Below are 21,053 nucleotides of genomic sequence, written 5' to 3'. Positions count from 1 at the left end.
CCGCCCGCATGCCGCACGCCCGCCGCCAGCGCCCCCTGCTCGAAGACTTCGAGCCGCGCATCCTCTACTCGGCCGACACGCCGGGCGCGGCGCTGGCCGCTGCGCTGCCGCGCCTGGACGCGCCAGTCACAGAGCAGGCGCTCGCAACGCCCCCCGCCCCCACCCAGGCCGCGGTGGAGCTGGTGTTCGTCGACGCGCGCGTCGAAGACGTGACGACGCTGCTCGCCGGCGTGGCGGCGCAGCTGGGCGAAGGACGCCACATCGAGTTGATCCGTGTCGCGGCCGACGAGGACGGCGTCAACGCCATCACCACCGCGCTGTCCGGCCGGCAAGACGTGGCCGCGCTGCACATCGTCAGCCACGGCGGCGCCGGCCAGCTGCAGCTGGGCCGTGATGCATTGGATGGCGACGCCCTGCTCATGCGCGCGCACGAGATCGCCGGCTGGGGCGGGCAGCTCAGCGCCGAGGCCGACATCCTGCTGTACGGCTGCGACGTCGCCTCCACCGACGCCGGGCGCGCACTGGTGGCCGGCCTGTCGCAGCTGACCGGCGCCGACGTCGCCGCCTCCACCGACCGCACCGGCGCCACCGCGCTGGGCGGCAACTGGACGCTGGAGATGCAGACCGGCGCCATCGAGGCCCAGCTGGCCTTCGGGCTGCAGACGCAGGCGCAATGGCAGGGCGTGCTGGCCACATACACGGTGACCACCACGGCCGACAGCGGCGCTGGCTCGCTGCGCCAGGCCATCACCGATGCCAACGCCAATGGCGGCACGGACAACATCAGCTTCAACATCGCCGGCAGCGGCGTGCACACCATCACGCTGGCCAGCGCGCTGCCCGACATCACCGGCACGGTGGTCATCGATGGCACGACCGATGCGGCCAGCGTGACAGCCAACGGTGGCCGGCCGGCCATCGTGATCGACGGCAACGGCCTGAATGTCGCTGGACTGACGCTCACCTCGACGGCCGACGGCTCCACCATCCGCGGCCTGGTGATCCAGAACCTCAGCAGCGCTGCCATCCACATCGGCGCAGGCTCCGACGGCAACACCATCGTGGGCAACTACCTGGGTTCGGTCAGCGCGGCCGGCACCCACGTGGTGCAGGCCGATGCTTCCTACACCCTCTTCGTCGAGGGTGCCAACAACATCGTGGGCGGCAGCACGGCTGCGGACCGCAATGTGATGGGCACCCAGGGCAGCTCCAACGTGTACGGCGTGCTGGTCACGGGCGCCACCGCCTCGGGCAACCAGATCCTGGGCAACTACATCGGCATCGGCGCAGACGGCGCAACGGCCTTCGCGGGCCAGCAACAAGGGGTCACGATCGCGTCCGGCGCCGCCAGCACCCGCGTTGAAGGCAACGTGATCGCGGCCGGCGGGGCCACCTCCAATGACGGCGTGTACATCAGCACCATCGGCGCAGGCACGGTGGTGCACAACAACCTGATCGGCACCAACGCGGCCGGCACCGCCCGGGCCGGCACGCCCGACACCGGTATCCTGGCGTTGCTGGTGGGTGCCAACACGGTGATCACCAACAACGTGATCGCGGGCGCTACGCTGCACGGCATCCGCCTGGATGCGTCGGCCGGTGGCGTCACCGTGCAGGGCAACCGCATCGGCACCGACGCGGCGGGCACGGCCAACTGGGGGATGCAGCGCAATGGCATCCAGATCGCAAGCAGCAACAACGTGATCGGCGGCACCGGCGGCGGCCAGGGCAACATCATTGCCAACAGCAACCAGGCCGCCTCGACCTACGACGGTATCGCGGTGACCAGCGGCACCGGCAACGCCATCCTGGGCAACAGCATTTACGGCACGCTGGCCGGCACCAGCGGCCTGGGGATCGACCTGGGCACCAGCGGCGTCACGGCCAACGACGCCGGCGACGCGGACACCGGCGCCAACAACCTGCAGAACTTTCCGGTGCTCTTAGCCGCGACGATCAGCGGCGCGCAGACCATCGTCACCGGCACGCTCAACAGCACGGCCGGCACGCCGCTGCGGATCGAGTTCTTTTCCTCGCCCAGCGGCAGCAGCGACGGACGCGTGTTCCTGGGTTCCACGAACGTCACCACCAGCGGCAACACGGCGAGCTTTTCCGTCACGCTGTCGGCCACCGTCGTGGCGGGCCATCTGGTCACCGCGACAGCCACGCAGTCGAACGTGGGGTTCAGCACGTTCTCGGACACCTCGGAGTTTTCTGCAGCAGTGGTCGCCAGCGTGAACACGGTCGCTGTCACCACGGCGGCCGACAACAACGATGCCGGCATCACGGCCGGCAACGCCAGCCACACACTGAGCTGGCTGGCTGCGAACCGGGGTACCGACGGTCTGGTCTCGCTGCGCGAGGCCTTGATTGCAGCCAACAACACGGGCACCGGCGCACAGCCCGACAGCATCACCTTTGCCATCTCCGGCACCGGCGTGCACACCATCACGCTGGGCTCGGCGCTGCCGAGCATCACCGGCGCTGTGGTGATCGACGCCAGCACCGACGACAGCTTTGCGGTCAACGGCAGCCGGCCGGCGATTGTGCTGGACGGCAACAGCCTGAACGCCGAGGGCCTGCTGCTGGCCAGCGGCTCGGGCGGCTCCACCATCCGTGGCCTGGTGATCCGCAATTTCGACCAGGAAGGCATTCAGATCGACGCGGGCTCGGAAGGCAACACCATCGCCGGCAACTTCATCGGCAGCCTGGCCGCCACTGGCAGCAGCGGCGGCGTGGGCAACGGCGCCGCGGGCATGTTCGTGCTGAGTGCCAACAACACCATCGGGGGCACCAGCGCAGCCGACCGCAACATCATTGCGGGCAACGCCAACGGCATTGTCATCAGCGGTGTCTCCGCCAGCGGCAACCAGGTGGTCGGCAACTACATCGGCACCGACCTGGCCGGCACCACGGCCATCGCCAACACCTTCGACGGCATCCGCGTCGCCTCAGGTGCCACCGGCAATACGGTGGGCGGCAGCAACACCAACCAGCGCAACGTCATCGCCGGCAACGGTGGCGACGGGGTCCAGATCGACGGCGACGCCAGCGACGGCAACACGATCAAGGGCAACTGGATCGGCGTCGGCGCCGACGGCACGACACGGCTGGGTACCGGCGCCAACGGCGTCTACATCAGCGCGGGCGCCGACAACACGGTGGTCGGTGGCGCAGGCGTCAACGATGGCAACTGGATCGGCGGCGCTGGTCTGATCGGCGTGGAAATCGACGGGCCGACCACCGGCACCACCATCCAGGGCAATCGCATCGGCACCGACCTGGCCGGCACCGCCAACTGGGGCACGCAGCAGAACGGCATCTTGATCGAAAACACGTTTGGCGGCGGCACCCCTTCGTCCAATCAGGTTGCGGACAACATCGTGGCCTTCAGCGGCCAGGGCAACAGCTTCACCAGTGGCATCCGGATCTCGAACACCGGCGGCAGCGGTAATCCGCTGTTGCGCAACGTGGTGTATTCCAGCGTCGGGCTGGGCATCGACCTGGGCGCCGACTTCAGCGTCACGGCCAACGATGCGAACGACAACGACACCGGCGCCAACAACCTGCAGAACTTCCCCGTGCTCACGTTGGCCAAGACCGACGGCGCGGGCCAGGTCGTCGTAGGTGGCACGCTCACGAGCAACAGCGGCACCAACTACTACCGCGTGGAGTTCTTTGCCTCGCCCACCGGCGACGCCAACGGCTACGGCGAGGGGCAGGTCTACCTGGGCTTCACCAATGTGACGACCGCCAGCGGCACTGCCAGCTTCTCGGCCACGCTCGCGGCCGCGGTGCCGGTGGGCTATGTCATCACGGCCACGGCCACCAAGAGCACTGTGACGTTCGACGCTTTCACCGACACCTCGGAGTTCGCGCGCAACGTGCAGGCGATCTCGTCTGTGCAGGGCAGCATCGTGGTGGACACCGCCGCCGATACCAACGACGGCGACACCACCAGCCTGTCCACGCTGCTGGCCAACAAGGGGGCCGACGGCTTCATCTCGCTGCGCGAGGCCATCACGGCGGCCAACAACACGGCGAACGGCACGGGCGGGGCCGACCGCATCACCTTTGGCATCTCCGGCACGGGCGTGCACACGATCACCCCCCTCAGCGCGTTGCCCTCGATCACCGGCGCAGTCATCCTGGACGCCACCACCGACGACAGCTTCGCGGCCAACGGCAGCCGCCCAGCGATCGTGCTGGACGGCAACAACCTGGCTGGGAACGGCCTGACGCTGACCAGCACGGCCGACGGCAGCACGGTGCGCGGTTTCGTCATCCGCGACTTCGGCACCGATGGCATCCGAATCGACGCCGGTTCGGATGGCAACAGCATCGTGGGCAACTACATCGGCCGCCTCAACACCTCCGGCACCGACGCGGGTGCCGGCGAAGGCAATGGCGCGCGGGGCGTGTACGTCGGGGGCGCCAACAACACCATCGGCGGGACCACCGCCGCCGACCGCAACGTGGTGGCGGGCAACGGCTCCATCGGCATCGTGGTGGATGGCGCTGGCGCCACCGGCAATGTGATCGCGGGCAACTTCATCGGCCTGACCGCCGCAGGCACGGCTGTGCTCGGCAACACGGAAGACGGCGTCCAGCTCATCGGCGGGGCCTCGGGCAACACTGTGGGCGGCGCCACCAGCGCCCACCGCAACGTGATCTCCGGCAACTCCGATGGCATCCAGGTGGGCCACACCTCGGGCAGCGCCAACAACAATCTGATCCGGAACAACTACATCGGCACCGACGTCACCGGCCAGCTCGACCTGGGCAACACCAGCGACGGCGTCGACCTGTGGGAATCTTCGCTGAACAACCAGATCCTGGACAACGTGGTGTCCGGCAACAACGCCCACGGCCTGTACATCGGCAACACCATCGGCACCAGCACGGGCACCATCATCCGCGGCAATCTCATCGGCGTCGCGGCGGACGGCAGCACCGCGCTGGGCAACTCCGGCGACGGCATCAACCTGGGCAATGGCGCCGGGGCCGGCGGCACGGTGGTGGGCGGCACCACGGCCGGCCAGGGCAACACCGTGGCCTACAACGCCAGGGGCATCGTGGCGGTGTCCAGCACCAGCATGTCGTTTCTGGGCAACCTGGTGTTCGCCAACACCGGCCTGGGCATCGACCTGGGCGCCAACGGCGTCACGGCCAACGATGCGGGCGACGCGGACACCGGCGCCAACAACCTGCAGAACTTTCCGGTGCTGAGCCAGGCCCGCACCAACACCAGCACCCAACTGCTGGTGGCCGGCACACTCAACAGCACGGCCAGCAGCTACTACCGGCTGGAGTTCTTCGCATCGCCCACAGCCGATGGCAGCGGACACGGCGAGGGGCAGGTCTACCTGGGCTTCGTCAACGTCGCGACCGATGGCTCGGGCAACGCCAGCTTCTCGACCACGCTGTCGGTCAGCGTTCCCCTGGGCTACGCCATCTCGGCCACGGCCACGAAGAGCGACGCGGCTTACGCGACCTTCACCGACACCTCGGAGTTCTCCGCCAACCAGGTGGCCACCGGCCCGGTGGTGCACACCGTGCCGGGCGCGCAGAGCATCGTGGAAGACGTGGGCACGGCCATCGCCGGCATCTCGGTGTCCGCACCCTTTGCCTCGGCCCTCAGCACCGTACTGGCCGTCTCCAATGGCACGCTGCAGGTCAGCCTGGCCGGTGGTGCCAGCATCAGCGCCGGCAGCAATGGCAGCGCCACGCTGACGCTCGCCGGCACGGTGGCCCAGGTCAACGCGGCGCTGGCCACGCTGCAGTACACCGGCGCGGCCCACTACAACGGCAGCGACACCCTGGCCCTGTCCACCAGCGACGGTACGGGCGGCAGCGATGCGGACAACGTGGCCATCACGGTGACCGCCGTCAACGACGCGCCGGTGCTCACCAGCAACGGCGGCGGTGCGACGGCAAGCATCTCGCACGCAGAGAACGGTGCTGCGGTCACCACGGTGACGGCGAGCGATGTCGACGGGCCGTCGCTGACCTACAGCATCAGCGGCGGCGCCGACGCCGCGCGCTTTCAGATCAACGCCAGCACCGGCGCCCTGAGCTTCGTGGTCGCGCCAGACTTCGAGAACCCGCAGGACGCAGGCGGCAACAACGTCTACGACGTGACGGTGCGGGTGAGCGATGGCAGCCTGACCGACACGCAGGCCATTGCCGTGACGGTGACGAACGTGAACGACGTGACGCCGGTGATCACCAGCAACGGCGGCGGCGCCACGGCGGGCATCTCCCTGTCGGAGACCACGGCGGCGGTCACCACCGTCACCGCGACCGATGCAGACGGCCCGGCGACCCTCTACAGCATCGTGGGTGGCGCCGATGCGGCGCTGTTCCAGATCGACGGCAGCACCGGGGCATTGAGCTTCGTGAGCGCACGGGATTTCGAGAATCCGACAGACGTTGGCGCCGACAACATCTACAACGTGACGGTGCAGGCCAGCGACGGCAGCCTGGCCGACACCCAGGCCATCACCGTGACGGTGACCAATGCCAATGACAGCTCGCCCATCATCACCAGCAATGGGGGCGGTGCTTCGGCTTCCATCAACGTGGCGGAGAACAGCACCGCCGTGACCACGGTTGCGGCCGTTGACGCGGATGGCTCGGCCCTGACCTATTCGATCAGCGGCGGTGCCGACGCGGCGCTGTTTCAGATCGACAGCAGCACCGGCGCCCTGCGCTTCGTGAGCGCGCCGAACTTCGAAGCCCCGGCAGATGCGGGCGCCAACAACGTCTACAACGTGACCGTGTACGTCAGCGATGGCACCTTCACCGACACCCAGACGCTGGGCGTGACGGTGACGGACGTGAACGACAACGCACCGGTGATCACCAGCAACGGCGGCGGTGCCACGGCGGGCGTGTCGATCGCCGAGAACGCAACGGCTGTCACCACCGTGGTGGCCAGCGACGTGGACGGGCCGTCGTTGACCTACAGCATCATCGGCGGCGCCGATGCCGCGCGGTTCCAGATCGATTCCAGCACCGGCGTGCTGACGTTCGTCAGCGCGCCGGACTTCGAGAGCCCGACAGACGCCGGCGCCAACAATGTCTACGACGTGACCGTGCAGGCCAGCGACGGCCTGCTCGCCGACACCCAGGCCATCGCCGTCACCGTGACCAACCTGAACGACAACGCGCCGGTGATCACCAGCAATGGCGGCGGTGCTTCGGCTTCCATCAACGTGGCCGAGAACACCACGGCCGTGACCACCGTGGCGGCCGTTGACGCCGATGGGTCGTCGCTGACCTATTCGATCAGCGCGGGGGCCGATGCCGCACGGTTCCAGATCGACGCCGGCACCGGCGCGCTGACCTTTATTGCAGCGCCGGACTTCGAGAGCCCGGTGGATGCCGGCGCCAACAACGTCTACAACGTGACGGTGCGGGTGAGCGACGGCGTGCTGGCCGATACGCAGAACATCGCCGTGACGGTGACGGACGCGAACGACAACGCGCCGGTGATCACCAGCAACGGCGGCGGTGCCACGGCGGGCGTGTCGATCGCCGAGAACGCAACGGCTGTCACCACCGTGGTGGCCCTGGATGCGGACGGGCCGTCGTTGACCTACAGCATCACCGGCGGCGCCGATGCCGCGCGGTTCCAGATCGATTCCGGCACCGGCGTGCTGACGTTCGTCAGCGCGCCGGACTTCGAGAACCCCCAGGACGCCGGCGCCAACAATGTCTACGGCGTGACCGTGCAGGCCAGCGACGGCCTGCTCGCCGACACCCAGGCCATCGCCGTCACCGTGACCAACCTGAACGACAGCGCGCCGGTGATCACCAGCAACGGCGGCGGTGCCACGGCCTCCGTCAACGTGGCCGAGAACGGCACGGCCGTGACCACCGTGGCTGCCACCGATGCCGATGGTTCTTCGCTCACGTATTCCATCAGCGGCGGTGTTGACGCTGCGCTGTTCCAGATCGACAGCAGCACCGGCGCCCTGCGCTTCGTGGCCGCGCCAAATTTCGAGAACCCGCTGGACGCCGGCGCCAACAACGTCTACGACGTGCAGGTGCGGGCCAGCGACGGCATTGCGATGGACACGCAGAACATCGCCGTGACGGTGACGGACGTGAACGACAACGCGCCGGTGATCACCAGCAACGGCGGTGGTGCCACGGCGGGCGTCTCCATCGCCGAGAACGGAACGGCTGTCACCACCGTGGTGGCAACCGACGTGGACGGGCCGTCACTGACGTACAGCATCACGGGCGGCGCCGATGCGGCGCGGTTCCAGATCGATTCCAGCACCGGCGCGCTGACGTTTGCCAGCGCGCCCGACTTCGAGGGCCCACAGGACGCCGGCGCCAACAACGTCTATGACGTGACCGTGCAGGTGAGCGACGGCCTGCTCGCCGACACCCAGGCCATCGCCGTCACGGTGACCAACCTGAACGACAACGCGCCGCAGATCACCAGCAACGGCGGCGGTGCATCGGCCTCGGTCAATGTGGCCGAGAACGGCACGGCCGTGACAACCGTGGCGGCCATTGACGCCGATGGTTCTGCGCTGACGTATTCGATCAGCGGTGGTGCCGACGCCGCGCTGTTCCAGATCGACGGCAGCACCGGTGCCCTGCGCTTCGTGGCCGCGCCGAACTTCGAGAGCCCGCAGGACGTCGGCGCCAACAACGTCTACGACGTGCAGGTGCAGGTCAGCGACGGCAGCGCGACGGACGCACAGAACCTGGCCGTGACCGTGACGGACGTGAACGACGTCGCGCCTACGATCACCAGCAACGGTGGCGGCGCCACGGCGTCGATCAACGTGGCCGAGAACACCACGGCCGTGACCAACGTGGCGGTCAGCGATGCCGACGGCCCGACCCTGACGTATTCGATCAGCGGTGGCGCGGACGCAGCGCTGTTCCAGGTTGACGCCAACACCGGCGTGCTCACCTTCCTGGCCGCGCCCAACCACGAGAGCCCGCAGGACGTGGGCGCCAACAACGTCTACGACGTGCAGGTGCGGGCCAGCGACGGCCTGCTGGCGGACACGCAGAACATCGCCGTGACGGTGACGGACGTGAACGACAACGCGCCGGTGATCACCAGCAACGGCGGCGGTGCGACGGCCGGCGTGTCCATGGCCGAGAACGCAACCGCGGTGACGACAGTCACGTCCACCGATGTGGATGGCCCCACGCCGGTCTACAGCATCACGGGCGGCGCCGATGCGGCGCTGTTCCAGATCGACGCCAGCACCGGTGTGCTGACGTTTGTCAGCGCGCCGGACTTCGAAAACCCGCAGGACGCGGGCGCCAACAACGTCTACGACGTGACGGTGCAGGTGAGCGACGGCCTGCTCGCCGACACCCAGGCCATCGCCGTCACGGTGACCAACCTGAACGACAACGCGCCGGTGATCACCAGCAACGGCGGCGCGGCCACCGCCTCGGTCAGCACGGCAGAGAACGGCACGGCGGTGACCACCGTGACGGCGACCGACGCGGACGGCTCTGCGCTCAGCTACAGCATCGTGGGCGGTGCCGATGCGGCGCTGTTCCAGGTGCACGCCACCACCGGCGTGCTGAGCTTCCAGGTGGCGCCGGACTTCGAGGACCCGCAGGACGCGGGTGGCAACAACGTCTACGACGTGCAGGTCCGGGTGAGCGATGGCAGCCTGGCGGACACGCAGGACCTGGCCGTGACGGTGACGGACGTGAACGACAACGCACCGGTGATCACCAGCAACGGCGCCGGCGCCACGGCGGCCATCTCCATGGCCGAGAACGGTGCCGCCGTCACGACGGTGACGTCCAGCGATGTGGACGGGCCCGCGCCCGCCTACAGCATCGCGGGCGGCGCGGATGCGGCGCTGTTCCAGATCGATGCCAGCACCGGCGTGCTGACGTTTGTGAGCGCGCCGGACTTCGAGAGCCCGACAGACGCCGGTGCCAACAACGTCTATGACGTGACGGTGCAGGTGAGCGACGGCGGCGCCACCGACACCCAGGCCATCGCCGTCACGGTGACCAACCTGAACGACAACGCGCCGGTGATCACCAGCGACGGCGGGGGGGCCTCGGCTTCGGACAACGTGGCCGAGAATGCCTCGGTCGTGACATCCGTGACGGCGACGGATGCCGACGGTTCTGCGCTTGCCTACAGCATCGTCGGCGGAGCGGATGCAGCGCTGTTCACGCTCAACGCCAGCACGGGCGTCTTGCGCTTCGCGGTCACACAGGATTTCGAAAACCCGCAGGACGTCGGCCTGGACAATGTCTACGACGTGGTGGTGCAAGTCAGCGATGGCAGCTTTGCCGATACGCAGGCCATCGCCGTGACGCTGACGGACGTGAACGACAACACGCCGGTGATCACCAGCAACGGTGGCGGCACCGTGGCCAATATCTCCATCGACGAGAACAGCACTGCGGTCACGACCGTGGCGGCAACCGACGTGGACGGCCCGTCGCTCACCTACAGCATTGTCGGTGGCGCCGACGCGGCGTGGTTCCAGATCGACGGCGCGACGGGTGCCTTGCAGTTCGCCAGCGCGCCGGACCACGAAAACCCGCAGGATGCAGGCGCCGACAACGTCTACGACGTGACGGTGCATGCCAGTGACGGTCTGCTGGCCGACACGCAGGCGCTGGTCGTCACCGTGCGCAACCTCAACGACAGCGCGCCGGTGATCACGAGTGACGGGGGGGCCGCGTCGGCATCGGTGGGCCGGGCCGAGAACGGCGTGGCCGTGACCACGGTGACCGCCCTCGACGCCGACGGCTCGCCGCTTGCCTACAGCATCGTCGGCGGCGCGGATGCGGCGCTGTTCCAGATCGACGCCAGCACCGGCGCGCTGCGTTTCGTCGCCGCGCCGGACTTCGAGAACCCGCAGGACGCGGGTGCTGACAACGTCTACGACGTGCAAGTGCAGGTGAGCGACGGAACGTTCGCGGACACGCAGGCCCTGGCCGTGACGGTGACGAACCTGAACGACAACGCGCCGATCATCACCAGCAACGGCGGGGGTGCCACGGCCGCGGTCAACGTGGTGGAGAACAGCGCCGCCGTGACCACCGTGATGGCCACCGATGCCGACAGCCCGATCCTCACGTACAGCATCGGCGGCGGCGCCGATGCCGCGCTGTTCCAGATCGACAGTGGCACGGGCGCGCTGCGCTTCGTCGCCTTACCGGATTTCGACAATCCGCAGGACGGCGGCGCCGACAACGTCTACGAGGTGACGGTGCAGGCGACCGACGGCAGCTTGACCGAAACACAGACGATCGCCGTCACGGTGGCGGACGTGAACGACAACGCACCGCAGATCACGAGCAATGGCGGCGGCGCGAGCGGCACGGCCACCGTGCTGGAAAACACCAGCTTGGTGACCACCGTCACGGCCGTGGATGTGGACGGGCCGGCCGTCACCTACAGCATCGCGGGCGGCGCGGACGCCGCGTGGTTCACGATCGACCCTGGCACCGGTGTGCTGGCGTTCACCAGCGCGCGCGATGCCGAGAACCCGCAGGACAGCAATGCCGACAACGTCTACCAGGTGACCGTGCAGGCCAGCGACGGCACCCTGGCCACCACGCAGACGCTCGCGGTGGCGGTGGGCGATGTGGACGAGTTCGACACCGGCCCCATCAGCGACCTGGACGGCGCGGTCGACGCCGTGGACGAGAACGCCGCCACCGGCACCGCTGTCGGCGTGACGGCGTGGGCCGTGGATGCGGACGTGACGAACAACACCGTGACCTACAGCCTGCTCGACGATGCCGCCGGCCGCTTCGCGATCGACGCCGCCAGTGGCGTGGTGACGGTGGCCGATGGCACGCGGCTGGACTACGAGACGGCCACCGCGCACGGCCTGACCGTGCAGGCGCGCAGCAGCGATGGGTCGACCAGCACGCGCAGCTTCAGCATCGCGCTGCGCGATGTCAACGAAGCCGCGATCGGCCCGGTGCGCGACAACGACCCGGCGGACAACACGGTGCCCGAGAACGCCGCCAACGGCAGCACCGTGGGGCTGGTGGCCTTGGCCACCGACCTGGACGCCAGCGCCAGCGTGCAATACCGCCTGCTGGACGACGCCGGTGGCCGCTTTGCGATCGATGCCGTCACCGGCCTGGTGACGGTGGCCGACGGCAGCCGCCTGGACCATGAGGCCGCGAGCAGCCACACGGTGCGCGTACAGGCCGAGAGCACGGACGGATCCACCACGGCGCTCAGCTTCACGGTGCAGGTCGGCGGTGTGAACGAGTTCGACGTGGGCCCCATCACCGATGCCGATGCTGGGCCCGACAGCGTGGCCGAACACGCCGCAAGCGGCACTGCGGTGGGCATCACCGCCTTTGCCCAGGACCAGGACCAGGACCAGGACGGCACCCAGAGCGGCGTCACCTACACGCTGCGCGACGACGCGGGCGGGCGCTTCGCGATCGACGCGGCCAGTGGCGTGGTCACCGTGGCCGACAGCGCGCGGCTGGACTACGAGGGCGCCACCAGCCACCGCGTCGAGGTGCTGGCCACCAGCCAGGACGGCAGCACCAGCAGCGCCTTCTTCACCGTGGCGCTGCAGCCGGTGAACGACCACGCGCCGGTGATCACCGCATTCGGCGGCGGCGACAGCGCCGCGCTGCAGGTGAACAGCGGACAGGCGGCCGTGGGCACGGTGTCGGCCGCCGATGCCGACCTGCCGGCGCAGGCGCCGGTCTACAGCGTGGACGGCGGGGCCGACGCCGCGCGCTTCACGCTCGATGCGGCCAGCGGGCTGCTGCAGTTCACCGTGGCGCCGCAGGGCCAGCCGGCCGGCGACGCCGATGGCGACAACGTCTACCAGGTGGTGGTGGCGGTGAGCGATGGCCAGCAGTCGGACCGCATCGCGCTCAACGTGCGGGTGCTGCACGCGGCGCAGACGATGCCGCCGGACTTCGTGGGAGGCAATGACGATGCCACCGTGCCCGGCGCTTCGGCCCATCAGCAGGTGGCCACGGTGCAGGCCATCGACCCGGCCAACCTGCCGCTGGTCTATGCCGTCGTCGGCGGCGCCGATGCCGGCCGCTTCACCATCGACGCGCAGACCGGCGCGCTGTCGTTCATGGTGCCGCCGCAGTACGACGCGCCGGCCGATGCCGACCGCGACAACGCTTACGAGGTGGTGGTGCAGGCCGACAACGGCAGCGCCTCGCGCACCAAGCGGCTGATGGTGGTGGTGCCCGCCCCGGATCTGCCCACGGTGCCGGTGGCGGTCACGCCGACGCTGCCGACCGCTGCCGCCCTGCCAGCGGCCGGTCAAGCCGGTGCTGGCACCACGGACGCAGCGCCCGGCGACGACGGTGCGGACGCAGGCACTGGCGACGGCAGTGCCGAAGACGGCGCGCAGGCGGGCGCCGACGTGCTGGGCACCGCGCCCGGCGCGCTGCGGGCGGGCGGGCCAGCGCCCGATGTGTCTGCTCATCTGCGGGCCGATGCAGGCGCGCCACGGGGCGGCATGTGGGCGCCGGACCGCGTGTCATGGCAGGGCGAGCGCCCGGCAGGCGAGCCGATGGCGCTGGACATCACATCGCTGCTGACGCTGGAGTCGAACTTCACGGCGCGCGCCGATGCCGGCCTCACCGTGGGCGAGCGCAGCGCGCGGATCACCGCGCTGCCGGTGGCGGCACCGCCGGATGCCAGGGCCGAGCTGGCCGGCATCCGCATCGACGCCACGGCCGTGGGCACGGCAGCCGTCACGTTCGGCGTGGTGGTCTGGGCCAGCCGCACCGGCGTGCTGCTGGCCAGCCTGCTGGCGTCCACGCCGGCCTGGCAGAACTTCGACCCGTTGCCGGTCCTGCGCCGCGCGGCGCGGCGCACATCGCGGGAGCCGCAGTTGCCAGCGTCCCCGCAAGATGACGCGCTGGATTCGCTGGTGCCGGACAGCCAGCCCGCAGAGCTGCACGACCTGCACGACCATGACGAAGAACGCATGGCGCGCGACGACGCGAAAGACAAGCGATGAAGGATCTCTGGCGCGCCCTGTGGCGCCATTCACGGCGCAGCCTGTTCAGCCCGGCCACGCGCATCGCCATGGGGCTGGTGTCGCTGATGGTGCTGCTGATGATGGTGGCCGAGCTGTTGACGGGCTTCCCCCCGGACCGGGAGCGCGCGGCCCGCCAGCACCGCGCGCAGGTGGCCTCCGTGCTGGGCGGGCGGGTGGCCGACGCGCTGCGCTCCGGTGCCGACGACGGCCTGGCCGTGCAGCGGGCGCTGGGCGAGGCGCGCCGGCTCGATCCGTCGTTGCACGCCATCGCGGTGCTCGATGAACGAGGCCGACCGGTCGCCAGCGTGGGCGATCACGCGCGGCTGTGGCGGCTGGGGCCGCAGGACGCCTCGACGCTGGAGAACATGCGCGTGCCGCTGCTGGCCGACGGCCAGCCCTGGGGCCAGGTGCAGCTGGTGTTCGACACCATCTGGCCGCGCACGCTGGTGGGCTGGCTGCAGGAGCCGGCGCTGCGCTGGCTGGTGCTGGTGGGCCTGCTGGGCTGGCTGGGGTTCAGCCTGTACCTGCGCCGCATGTTGCGCCATCTGGACCCGAACGCCGCCGTGCCCGAGCGCGTGCGTGACGCCTTCGACACGCTGACCGAGTCCGTGCTGGTGCTGGACGAGCACGGCCGCATCATGCTGGCCAACCACGCCTTCTGCGCGCTGCGCGGCCACCTGCCCGAATCGCTGACGGGCACCGATGTGAAGCGCCTGGAGTGGCTGACGCAGGCGCTGCCGATGGACGACGCGAAGGTGCCGCCATGGCGCCGGGCGCAGGACACGCAGCAGGCGCAGCTTGGCATTGCGCTGAGCATCGAGGCCATCGACGGGCGGCGCGAACTGGTGATGAACTGCGCGCCCATCGTCGACGGGCGGCGCGTGCGCGGGTGCCTGGCGACGTTTTCCGACGTGACCGAGCTGCACCACCGCACCGAGCGGCTGCGCGTGACCTTGCAGGAGTTGAGCGCCTCGCAGCAGGAGATCGAACGCAAGAACGAGGAGCTGACGATCCTGGCCACGCGTGACGCGCTGACCGGCATCTTCAACCGCCGCTCGTTGATGCAGCAGGCGCAACAGCGCTTTGCCGAAGCCCGCGCGCACGGCACGCCGCTGGCCTGCATCATGTGCGACATCGACCACTTCAAGTCGGTGAACGACAAGTACGGCCACGGCGGCGGCGACCAGGTGATCCACGGCGCCGCCCAAGCCCTGCAGCGCGGTCTGGCGGGCGATGATTTCGCGGGCCGCTACGGCGGCGAGGAGTTCTGCCTGGTGCTGCCGGGCCGCAGCGCGGGCTACACGCTGGAGGTGGCGCAACGCATCCGTGCCGACATCGAGGCGAACCTGGGCGCGGCCCTGCGCGACCACCCCGGCGTGCGTGTGACGATGAGCTTCGGCGTCTCGGAGATCGGACCGCACGTGGCCGATGTGGACGCGCTGATCGACCTGGCCGACCAGGCGCTCTACCACGCGAAGAAGAACGGCCGCAACCGCGTCACCGTCTGGCGGGCCGACCTCACAGCGACGGTGGCAGTGGGCTGAGCGGGCCTGACGGACGCCAGAACAGGCCGGCATCGGGCCTGCCCGGGCTGCGCGCAGGGGCCCGCAAAGGGGCGCATGCCAGCGCCCCAGCACGCGGTCTGCCTCCTAGAATTTGCCTCGCGTCTGACCGCTCTGGAGACCCGCATGCACGAGACCCCCCTGCCCCCTGACGGTGGGCCTGCGCCCACGCCACGCGAGCGCCGGCTGCGCGCGCTGTATCGCGGCGAAGGGCTGCCGCGGGCGCGCGGCACTGCACCGCGCGTGGTGGTCGTCGGGGCCGGGCTGGCCGGCCTGACGGCAGCGACGCTGCTGCGCACCGGCGGCTGCGAGGTGGCGGTGTTCGAGGCCGACACCCGCGTCGGTGGGCGTGTCTGGACCGAGCGCGTGGCCGGCCCTGGCAGCCCGGTCGTCGAATGTGGGGGCGAGTTCATCGACACCCAGCATGTCGACATGCTGGCGCTGGTGCGCCATCTGGGCCTGGCGCTGCTGGACACCGGCGCCGACCCCGAGCCGGGCCTGCACGAGGCCTACCAGGCCTGCGGCAGCGTGCGCAGCGAGCAGGCGTTCGACACGGCCCTGGCGCTGCTGGCCACCCAGGTGGATGCGGACGCGCGGCGCTGCAGTGCGCGGCCCCAGCGGCGGCGGCACACGGCGGTGGACGCGCATTTCGACCAGATCTCGATCGCCGCCTACCTGCAGTCGCTGGACACCGAGCCCTGGGTGCGCCGGCTGGTGGAGACGGCGTATGTCACCGTCTACGGCCTGGACGCCGGCGAGCAGAGCAGCCTGAACCTGCTGACGCTGATGCGCGGCACGCCCTCGATCTTTGGCGACAGCGACGAGCGCTACAAGCTGCGGGCTGGCTCGCAGGCGGTGACGGACGCGCTGGCCGGCCCCCTGGCCGATGCAATCTACCCGGAGCACCGCCTGGTGCGCCTGTGCCGGCAGGGCGCGGGCGTGCGCTGCACGGTGGACCGCCCGGGCGGCCGGGCGGCCGAGGTCGATGCCGATGCCGTGGTGCTGGCCCTGCCCTTCACGCTGCTGCGCGCCGTGGACACCGGCGACTGCCTGCCGCCGGCCAAGCGCCGCGCCATCGCACAGCTGGGCTATGGCGGCAACAGCAAGCTGATGGCCGGGCTCAACGCGCCGGTGTGGCGCCGCCACGGCTTCGACGGCGGCGGCTTTGCCGATCTGGACTACCAAAGCACCTGGGATTGCTCGCGGCTGCGCGAGGCGGACCCGGCCGTCTTCACCTACTACCTGGGCGGTGGCATGGGCCAGGCCGTGGGCCAGGGCCGCGCCGAAGATTGGCTGGCCCGTTTCGCGGCGCAGTCCGAGCGCGTGTACCCCGGGTTCGAGGCCGCGCTCACCGGCTTCGTGCGGCGCGTGCACTGGCCGGGCCAGCCGTTCGCACTGGGCTCCTACACCTGCTACCGGCCCGGGCAGTGGACCACCCTGGGCGGTGACGAGGCGCCGGCGGTCGGCCCCATCCACTTCGCGGGCGAGCACTGCGCCACCGGCTCGCAGGGTTACATGGACGGGGCGGTGCAGACCGGGCGCGAGGCGGCGCTGGCGATCCTGCGGCGGGCCTCGTAACGGCGCACAAGCGCACGCGGGTGGCGCCACGGCGCATGGGGGGCCTCGCGCGGGTGTGGGGGCACAGCTCCCAGCTTCAGCGGCCCAGCATGCGGCTGCGCCGGTCTTCGACGGTCTGCAGGAATTCGGTGTTGTCCAGCACGTAGAACGGCCGGGCCGGCTCGTTGGGAAGCGCGGGCGCCAGCGTGGTGTGCATCAGCTGGTCGACCACCTCGGGCAGTTTGTGGCGGTCGGTGGCCAGCATGCGCATCAGCGTGTGCAGGTATTCGAGCAGCCAGATGTCGTCGGCCGTGGCCAGCCAGTGCTGCAGCAGGCCGGCCAGGGGCTGGCCGGGGGCCAGCAGCTGCCGGCGCTGCGTGCGGTCCTGGCGCTCCAGGTAGGCGCACAGGTCGTCGGCGCAGATGCCGCGCACGCGGCCATACGGGTCGTGCGCGGCAGGCCCCATGCCGGCGGCCACCACCACCGCGCGGAACTTGGCGTAGCCGTCCACCGTGCCGGCGGTGAAGGCTGCGTCGACCGCGCCATAGCGCAGCCGCCAGTGCGCCGGCTCGCTGGCCATGAGCTGGTCCACCCAGGACATGCAACGCCCCTGGCTCTGCTTGATGAGGTCGGCCAGCAGGTTGGCGCCGCACTCGCCCACGTCCCACAGCGGGTGCAGCATCAAGAGGCGCACGAGGTCGAACGCGAAGCCCTGCGGTGCGTCGCCCAGCGCCAGCAGCTCGCGCAGTGCATCACCCACGTATTCCTTGCCGCACTGCTGGTGCGCCATCGGCCACAGCGTCTCGCGCAGATCCTGCTGCTCGGCCAGCACGGCGCCGGCCGCGAACATGGCGTCACCCCGCAGCGCCTGCCCCAGCGCAGCGGCCAGCGCGTGCTGGGCAAGGACCGAGGCCAGGCCCGGCGATGCGCCGGGTGGCGCGGCATCGCCCGGGGCCAGCAGCGCGTGGATGGCGTCGACATCGGCCTGCAAATTGGGCCAGCGCGGCTGCCAGAACACGCCGACCTCGGGCGCCACCCAGTCGCGCACATCCACGCCCTGCACGGCGAGTGCGAGCAGCGCCTCGCCAGCCACCATGCGGTCGGTGGCAGAGCTGCTGGCGGCATTGCGCGCCAGCAGCGTGCGGATGTCCTGCTGCAGCGCCGCGGACGCCTGCCACCAGGGCGCCGGCTCGATGCGCTGGCAGATGTGCTTGATGGCGTAACCGGCAATCTCACGCTGCGGGCTGCCTTCGGCCTGCTGCGACAGCTCCAGGATCTGCGCGAACAGGGCTTGTGCAGCCGCCTGCGGTGCGGCATGCCAGGCCCGCGCCATGGCCACGCCGATGTCGTTGCGCAGCACCAGGTCGTTGTCGTGCAGCAGCAGGCTGTCGCGCAAGGCCTGCCAGTGTGGCGCGTGGTACTGGGCCATGGCGCGGATCAGCGGCTGGTACTTGCCGGTCTCGTACTCGCGCGCCAGCAGCAGCTGCTGCAACGACGCGCTGTCCAGCCGGGCCAGTTCCGCGTCCGGCCGCGAGAAGGGTTCGTCCAGGCGCCGAAAGCGCAGGCGCAGCTGCTCGATCACTTCGGCCTCCAGCACCCGGTAGGCGCCGCCGGGCTGCGCCAGATCGTCCTGGGCGTCCAGCTGGTGGGCCAGCAGGCGGACGGCCGAAGCCAGATGCCCACCCTGCGTCAGGTGCCGCACACCCCAGCGCAGCAGGTAGGGCCAGAAATCACCGGCGGCGCCGCGCGGCTCCTCGCTGCGGGCCAACGACAGGCAAAGCGCCTCGATGCGGCGCAGGGACTGGGGGCGGTCGATGGCGTAGTCGCCCGCAGGCCGGCGCAGCGCCGCGCGGTTGTGCGCGCTGTTCGGGTCGAGCCAATCCTCGATCGACTTGTGCGCGAAGGTCCAGCCCGACAGGCCCTGCCCGCTGACGGGCGGGCGCTCGAACACCAGGCCGCCCAGGGATTGCAGCACCTGGCGCACGGCGGCGGTGTCGGTGTGGGGCGTGGCAGGGCCGTCGCCGCGCAGCACGGCCGCCAGCGCCGGCGTGGTCAGCGGGTCGCGTGCTGCCGCTACGACGCCCAGCACGTCGCGCGTCAGCGCCACGTCATGGCCCTGGCGGCGCACGCGTTCGCGGAACGACCAGTCCAGAAAACTCTCGATGCCGGGCACGGCCCGCGCCCGATCCAGCAACTGGACCAGCGCCGTTGGCGAGAAGTCGCGCGACTCGATGAAATCGAACACCTGCTCGGCGACCAGAAAGCGGCCGTCCGACATCGCACACACGGCGTCGACCAACTGCTTGCGGTCGCGGCCCAGCGCGTCCAGCGTCGCCTGGGCCAGCGGCCCGGCCGCCAGCGCCTCGCAGCGCGCAGCGATGAAGCCCTGCAGGTCGGCCTGCTGGTCGCTGGCCGTGGTGTTCATCAGGTCAACGACACGCACAGCCGAGCCCAGCGCGGCCAGCCGCTCGTCCGGCCGCGAGGCCAGCACCACGCGCAGCCACGGCGGCAACTGGCGCCCGTGCGCGGCCTTGCCGATCAGCGTCAGCAGGGATTCACCGGCCTGCGTGCGTTCGGTGGATTCGTCCAGGCCGTCGATCAGCATCAGATGGACTTCGCCCGGACGCGGCGCGTCCGCACCGGTCAGCTCCGACAGAGGCGCGATTACCCCGCTCTGCCAGGCGTGGGCCGGCTGCAGCAATGCGGCGCGCTCGTCGAGCAGATCACGCAGCGCGGGCTCGCGCGCCAGCCGGGCGCCATAGCCAGGCAGGTTGCGCGCGAACTGTGCGGCCAGGCTGCGCACGATGTGGCCGGGCTCCAGCGTGCGTTCCTGGTCCCAGCGGCAGAAGTGGACTACTGTTGCCGTGCCGTGCTGCTGCAAGCGCCTGCGGCACAACTCGGCCATCAACGCGGACTTGCCGATGCCGAAGGGCGCATGCAGCGCCAGCACGCGCTCACGGGCGGAGGTGTCGATGACCCAGGCCTCGATCTCGGCCAGCAGCCGGCGCCGGCCGTGGAAGTGGCGGGTCTTGGCCTCCAGCAGCTGGGTGAAGTTGAACGCCTGCGGCAGCGCGGCGGGCGCGGGGGCCGGCGGTGGCAGGCGATCGATGACCTCCTGCAGCTGCCGCTGGATCTGGTCGCCCTGGATCAGCGCGGCGGCGCCCTGCGCGCGCAGGAGCTGGTCGGCCAGAGCGCGGTCTTCGTCCAGCTGCAGCTGAAAGCCTTTGGTCCAGAACACATGCCAGCCGACCGCCGGGTCGCGAAAGCGCCGCTCGAAATGGCCTGGAACGGTGGGCTGCACCTCGGCCGTGATCTCGGCCAGCATCTGCGTCTCGCTCGCGGCGCGCGACTCGGCCACGTCTGCACCGGCCTGCGCCTGGTGGACCGCCCAGCGCAGCAGGTCACGTACGTCTCGGTCGCTCAGCGCTGCAACGTCGACCAGACCGTCGCGCAGGGGCTGACGGCGGTCTTGCACGTAGCGCGCCAGCAGGGCATTGAAGGCCAGCTCATCGGCATATTTGCCCTGGTGGGCCGAAGAGGTCAGCGTCTGCAGCAACTGCGCGTGGCCCAGCCGCACGTTTTCCAGCGCGTCGAGCTGGCTGCGCCGCATCTCCAGCGCCAGGCGCATGGTCTCGGGTGGTGCCTCCCGGGGAGCACGGTAGTGTTGCAGCACCAGCTTGGCGACACCGCGGGCGCGGCTGCCGATCAGCTCCAGCGCCAGATCGCCCGCCATGCCTAGAACGCCGTCGCCCAGTCCGTCTTCTGCCATGACGCACCCCGCTTGTGTGAGATGGCGCGTGGCGCCGATGCAGCACTTGTAACCGGCAGTGACGGGCGGGCGCAAGTGCCTGCGGTCAGCGTGCGCGCTTGCCGCAACGGTTGGGCTGCAGCACGCACCAATGGAAACGCCGCGCAGAGCGCGGCG

Annotated in this window: 4 protein-coding genes; 3 read left to right on the top strand and 1 reads right to left on the bottom strand. The window is 70.2% G+C overall.

Translation table 11 applies throughout. The annotated features are described in order from the left end of the window. The first annotated feature begins 8 nt into the window (after positions 1–8). The 3 genes from AC099J_RS06470 (at position 9) to AC099J_RS06460 (ending at position 17,149) form a co-directional block, all read left to right on the top strand. Positions 9–13,988, top strand: a complete 13,980-nt coding sequence (locus AC099J_RS06470) for a cadherin domain-containing protein (RefSeq protein ID WP_479614396.1) — start codon at positions 9–11, stop codon at positions 13,986–13,988. Further along, positions 13,985–15,553 carry a GGDEF domain-containing protein gene (locus AC099J_RS06465; RefSeq protein ID WP_479614395.1) on the top strand — a complete coding sequence of 523 codons (1,569 nt, stop codon included), beginning with the start codon at positions 13,985–13,987 and terminating at the stop codon, positions 15,551–15,553. Before AC099J_RS06470 ends, AC099J_RS06465 begins: the two co-directional genes overlap by 4 nt. A 144-nt stretch (positions 15,554–15,697) precedes the next feature. Continuing rightward, entirely contained in the window at positions 15,698–17,149 is a 1,452-nt protein-coding gene (locus tag AC099J_RS06460; RefSeq protein WP_479614394.1) for a flavin monoamine oxidase family protein, read from the top strand. A gap of 76 nt (positions 17,150–17,225) precedes the next feature. Here AC099J_RS06460 and AC099J_RS06455 read toward each other — a convergent pair whose 3' ends face one another. Beyond that, complete coding sequence (locus AC099J_RS06455) at positions 17,226–20,897, bottom strand: P-loop domain-containing protein (protein ID WP_479614393.1); 3,672 nt, start codon at positions 20,895–20,897, stop codon at positions 17,226–17,228. Between the last annotated feature and the right edge of the window lie 156 nt (positions 20,898–21,053).

Source organism: Rhodoferax sp. RT4P68, assembly GCF_056521305.1.
Note: the sequence above shows the minus strand (reverse complement) of the source record. Positions and strands in the feature narration are given on the sequence as shown.

Bases quoted from the DNA above. Each gene is read 5' to 3' on its own strand.
- AC099J_RS06455 (WP_479614393.1), bottom strand. From the start codon at position 20,897: ATGGCAGAAGACGGACTGGGCGACGGCGTTCTAGGCATGGCGGGCGAT.
- AC099J_RS06465 (WP_479614395.1), top strand. From the start codon at position 13,985: ATGAAGGATCTCTGGCGCGCCCTGTGGCGCCATTCACGGCGCAGCCTG.
- AC099J_RS06460 (WP_479614394.1), top strand. From the start codon at position 15,698: ATGCACGAGACCCCCCTGCCCCCTGACGGTGGGCCTGCGCCCACGCCA.
- AC099J_RS06470 (WP_479614396.1), top strand. From the start codon at position 9: ATGCCGCACGCCCGCCGCCAGCGCCCCCTGCTCGAAGACTTCGAGCCG.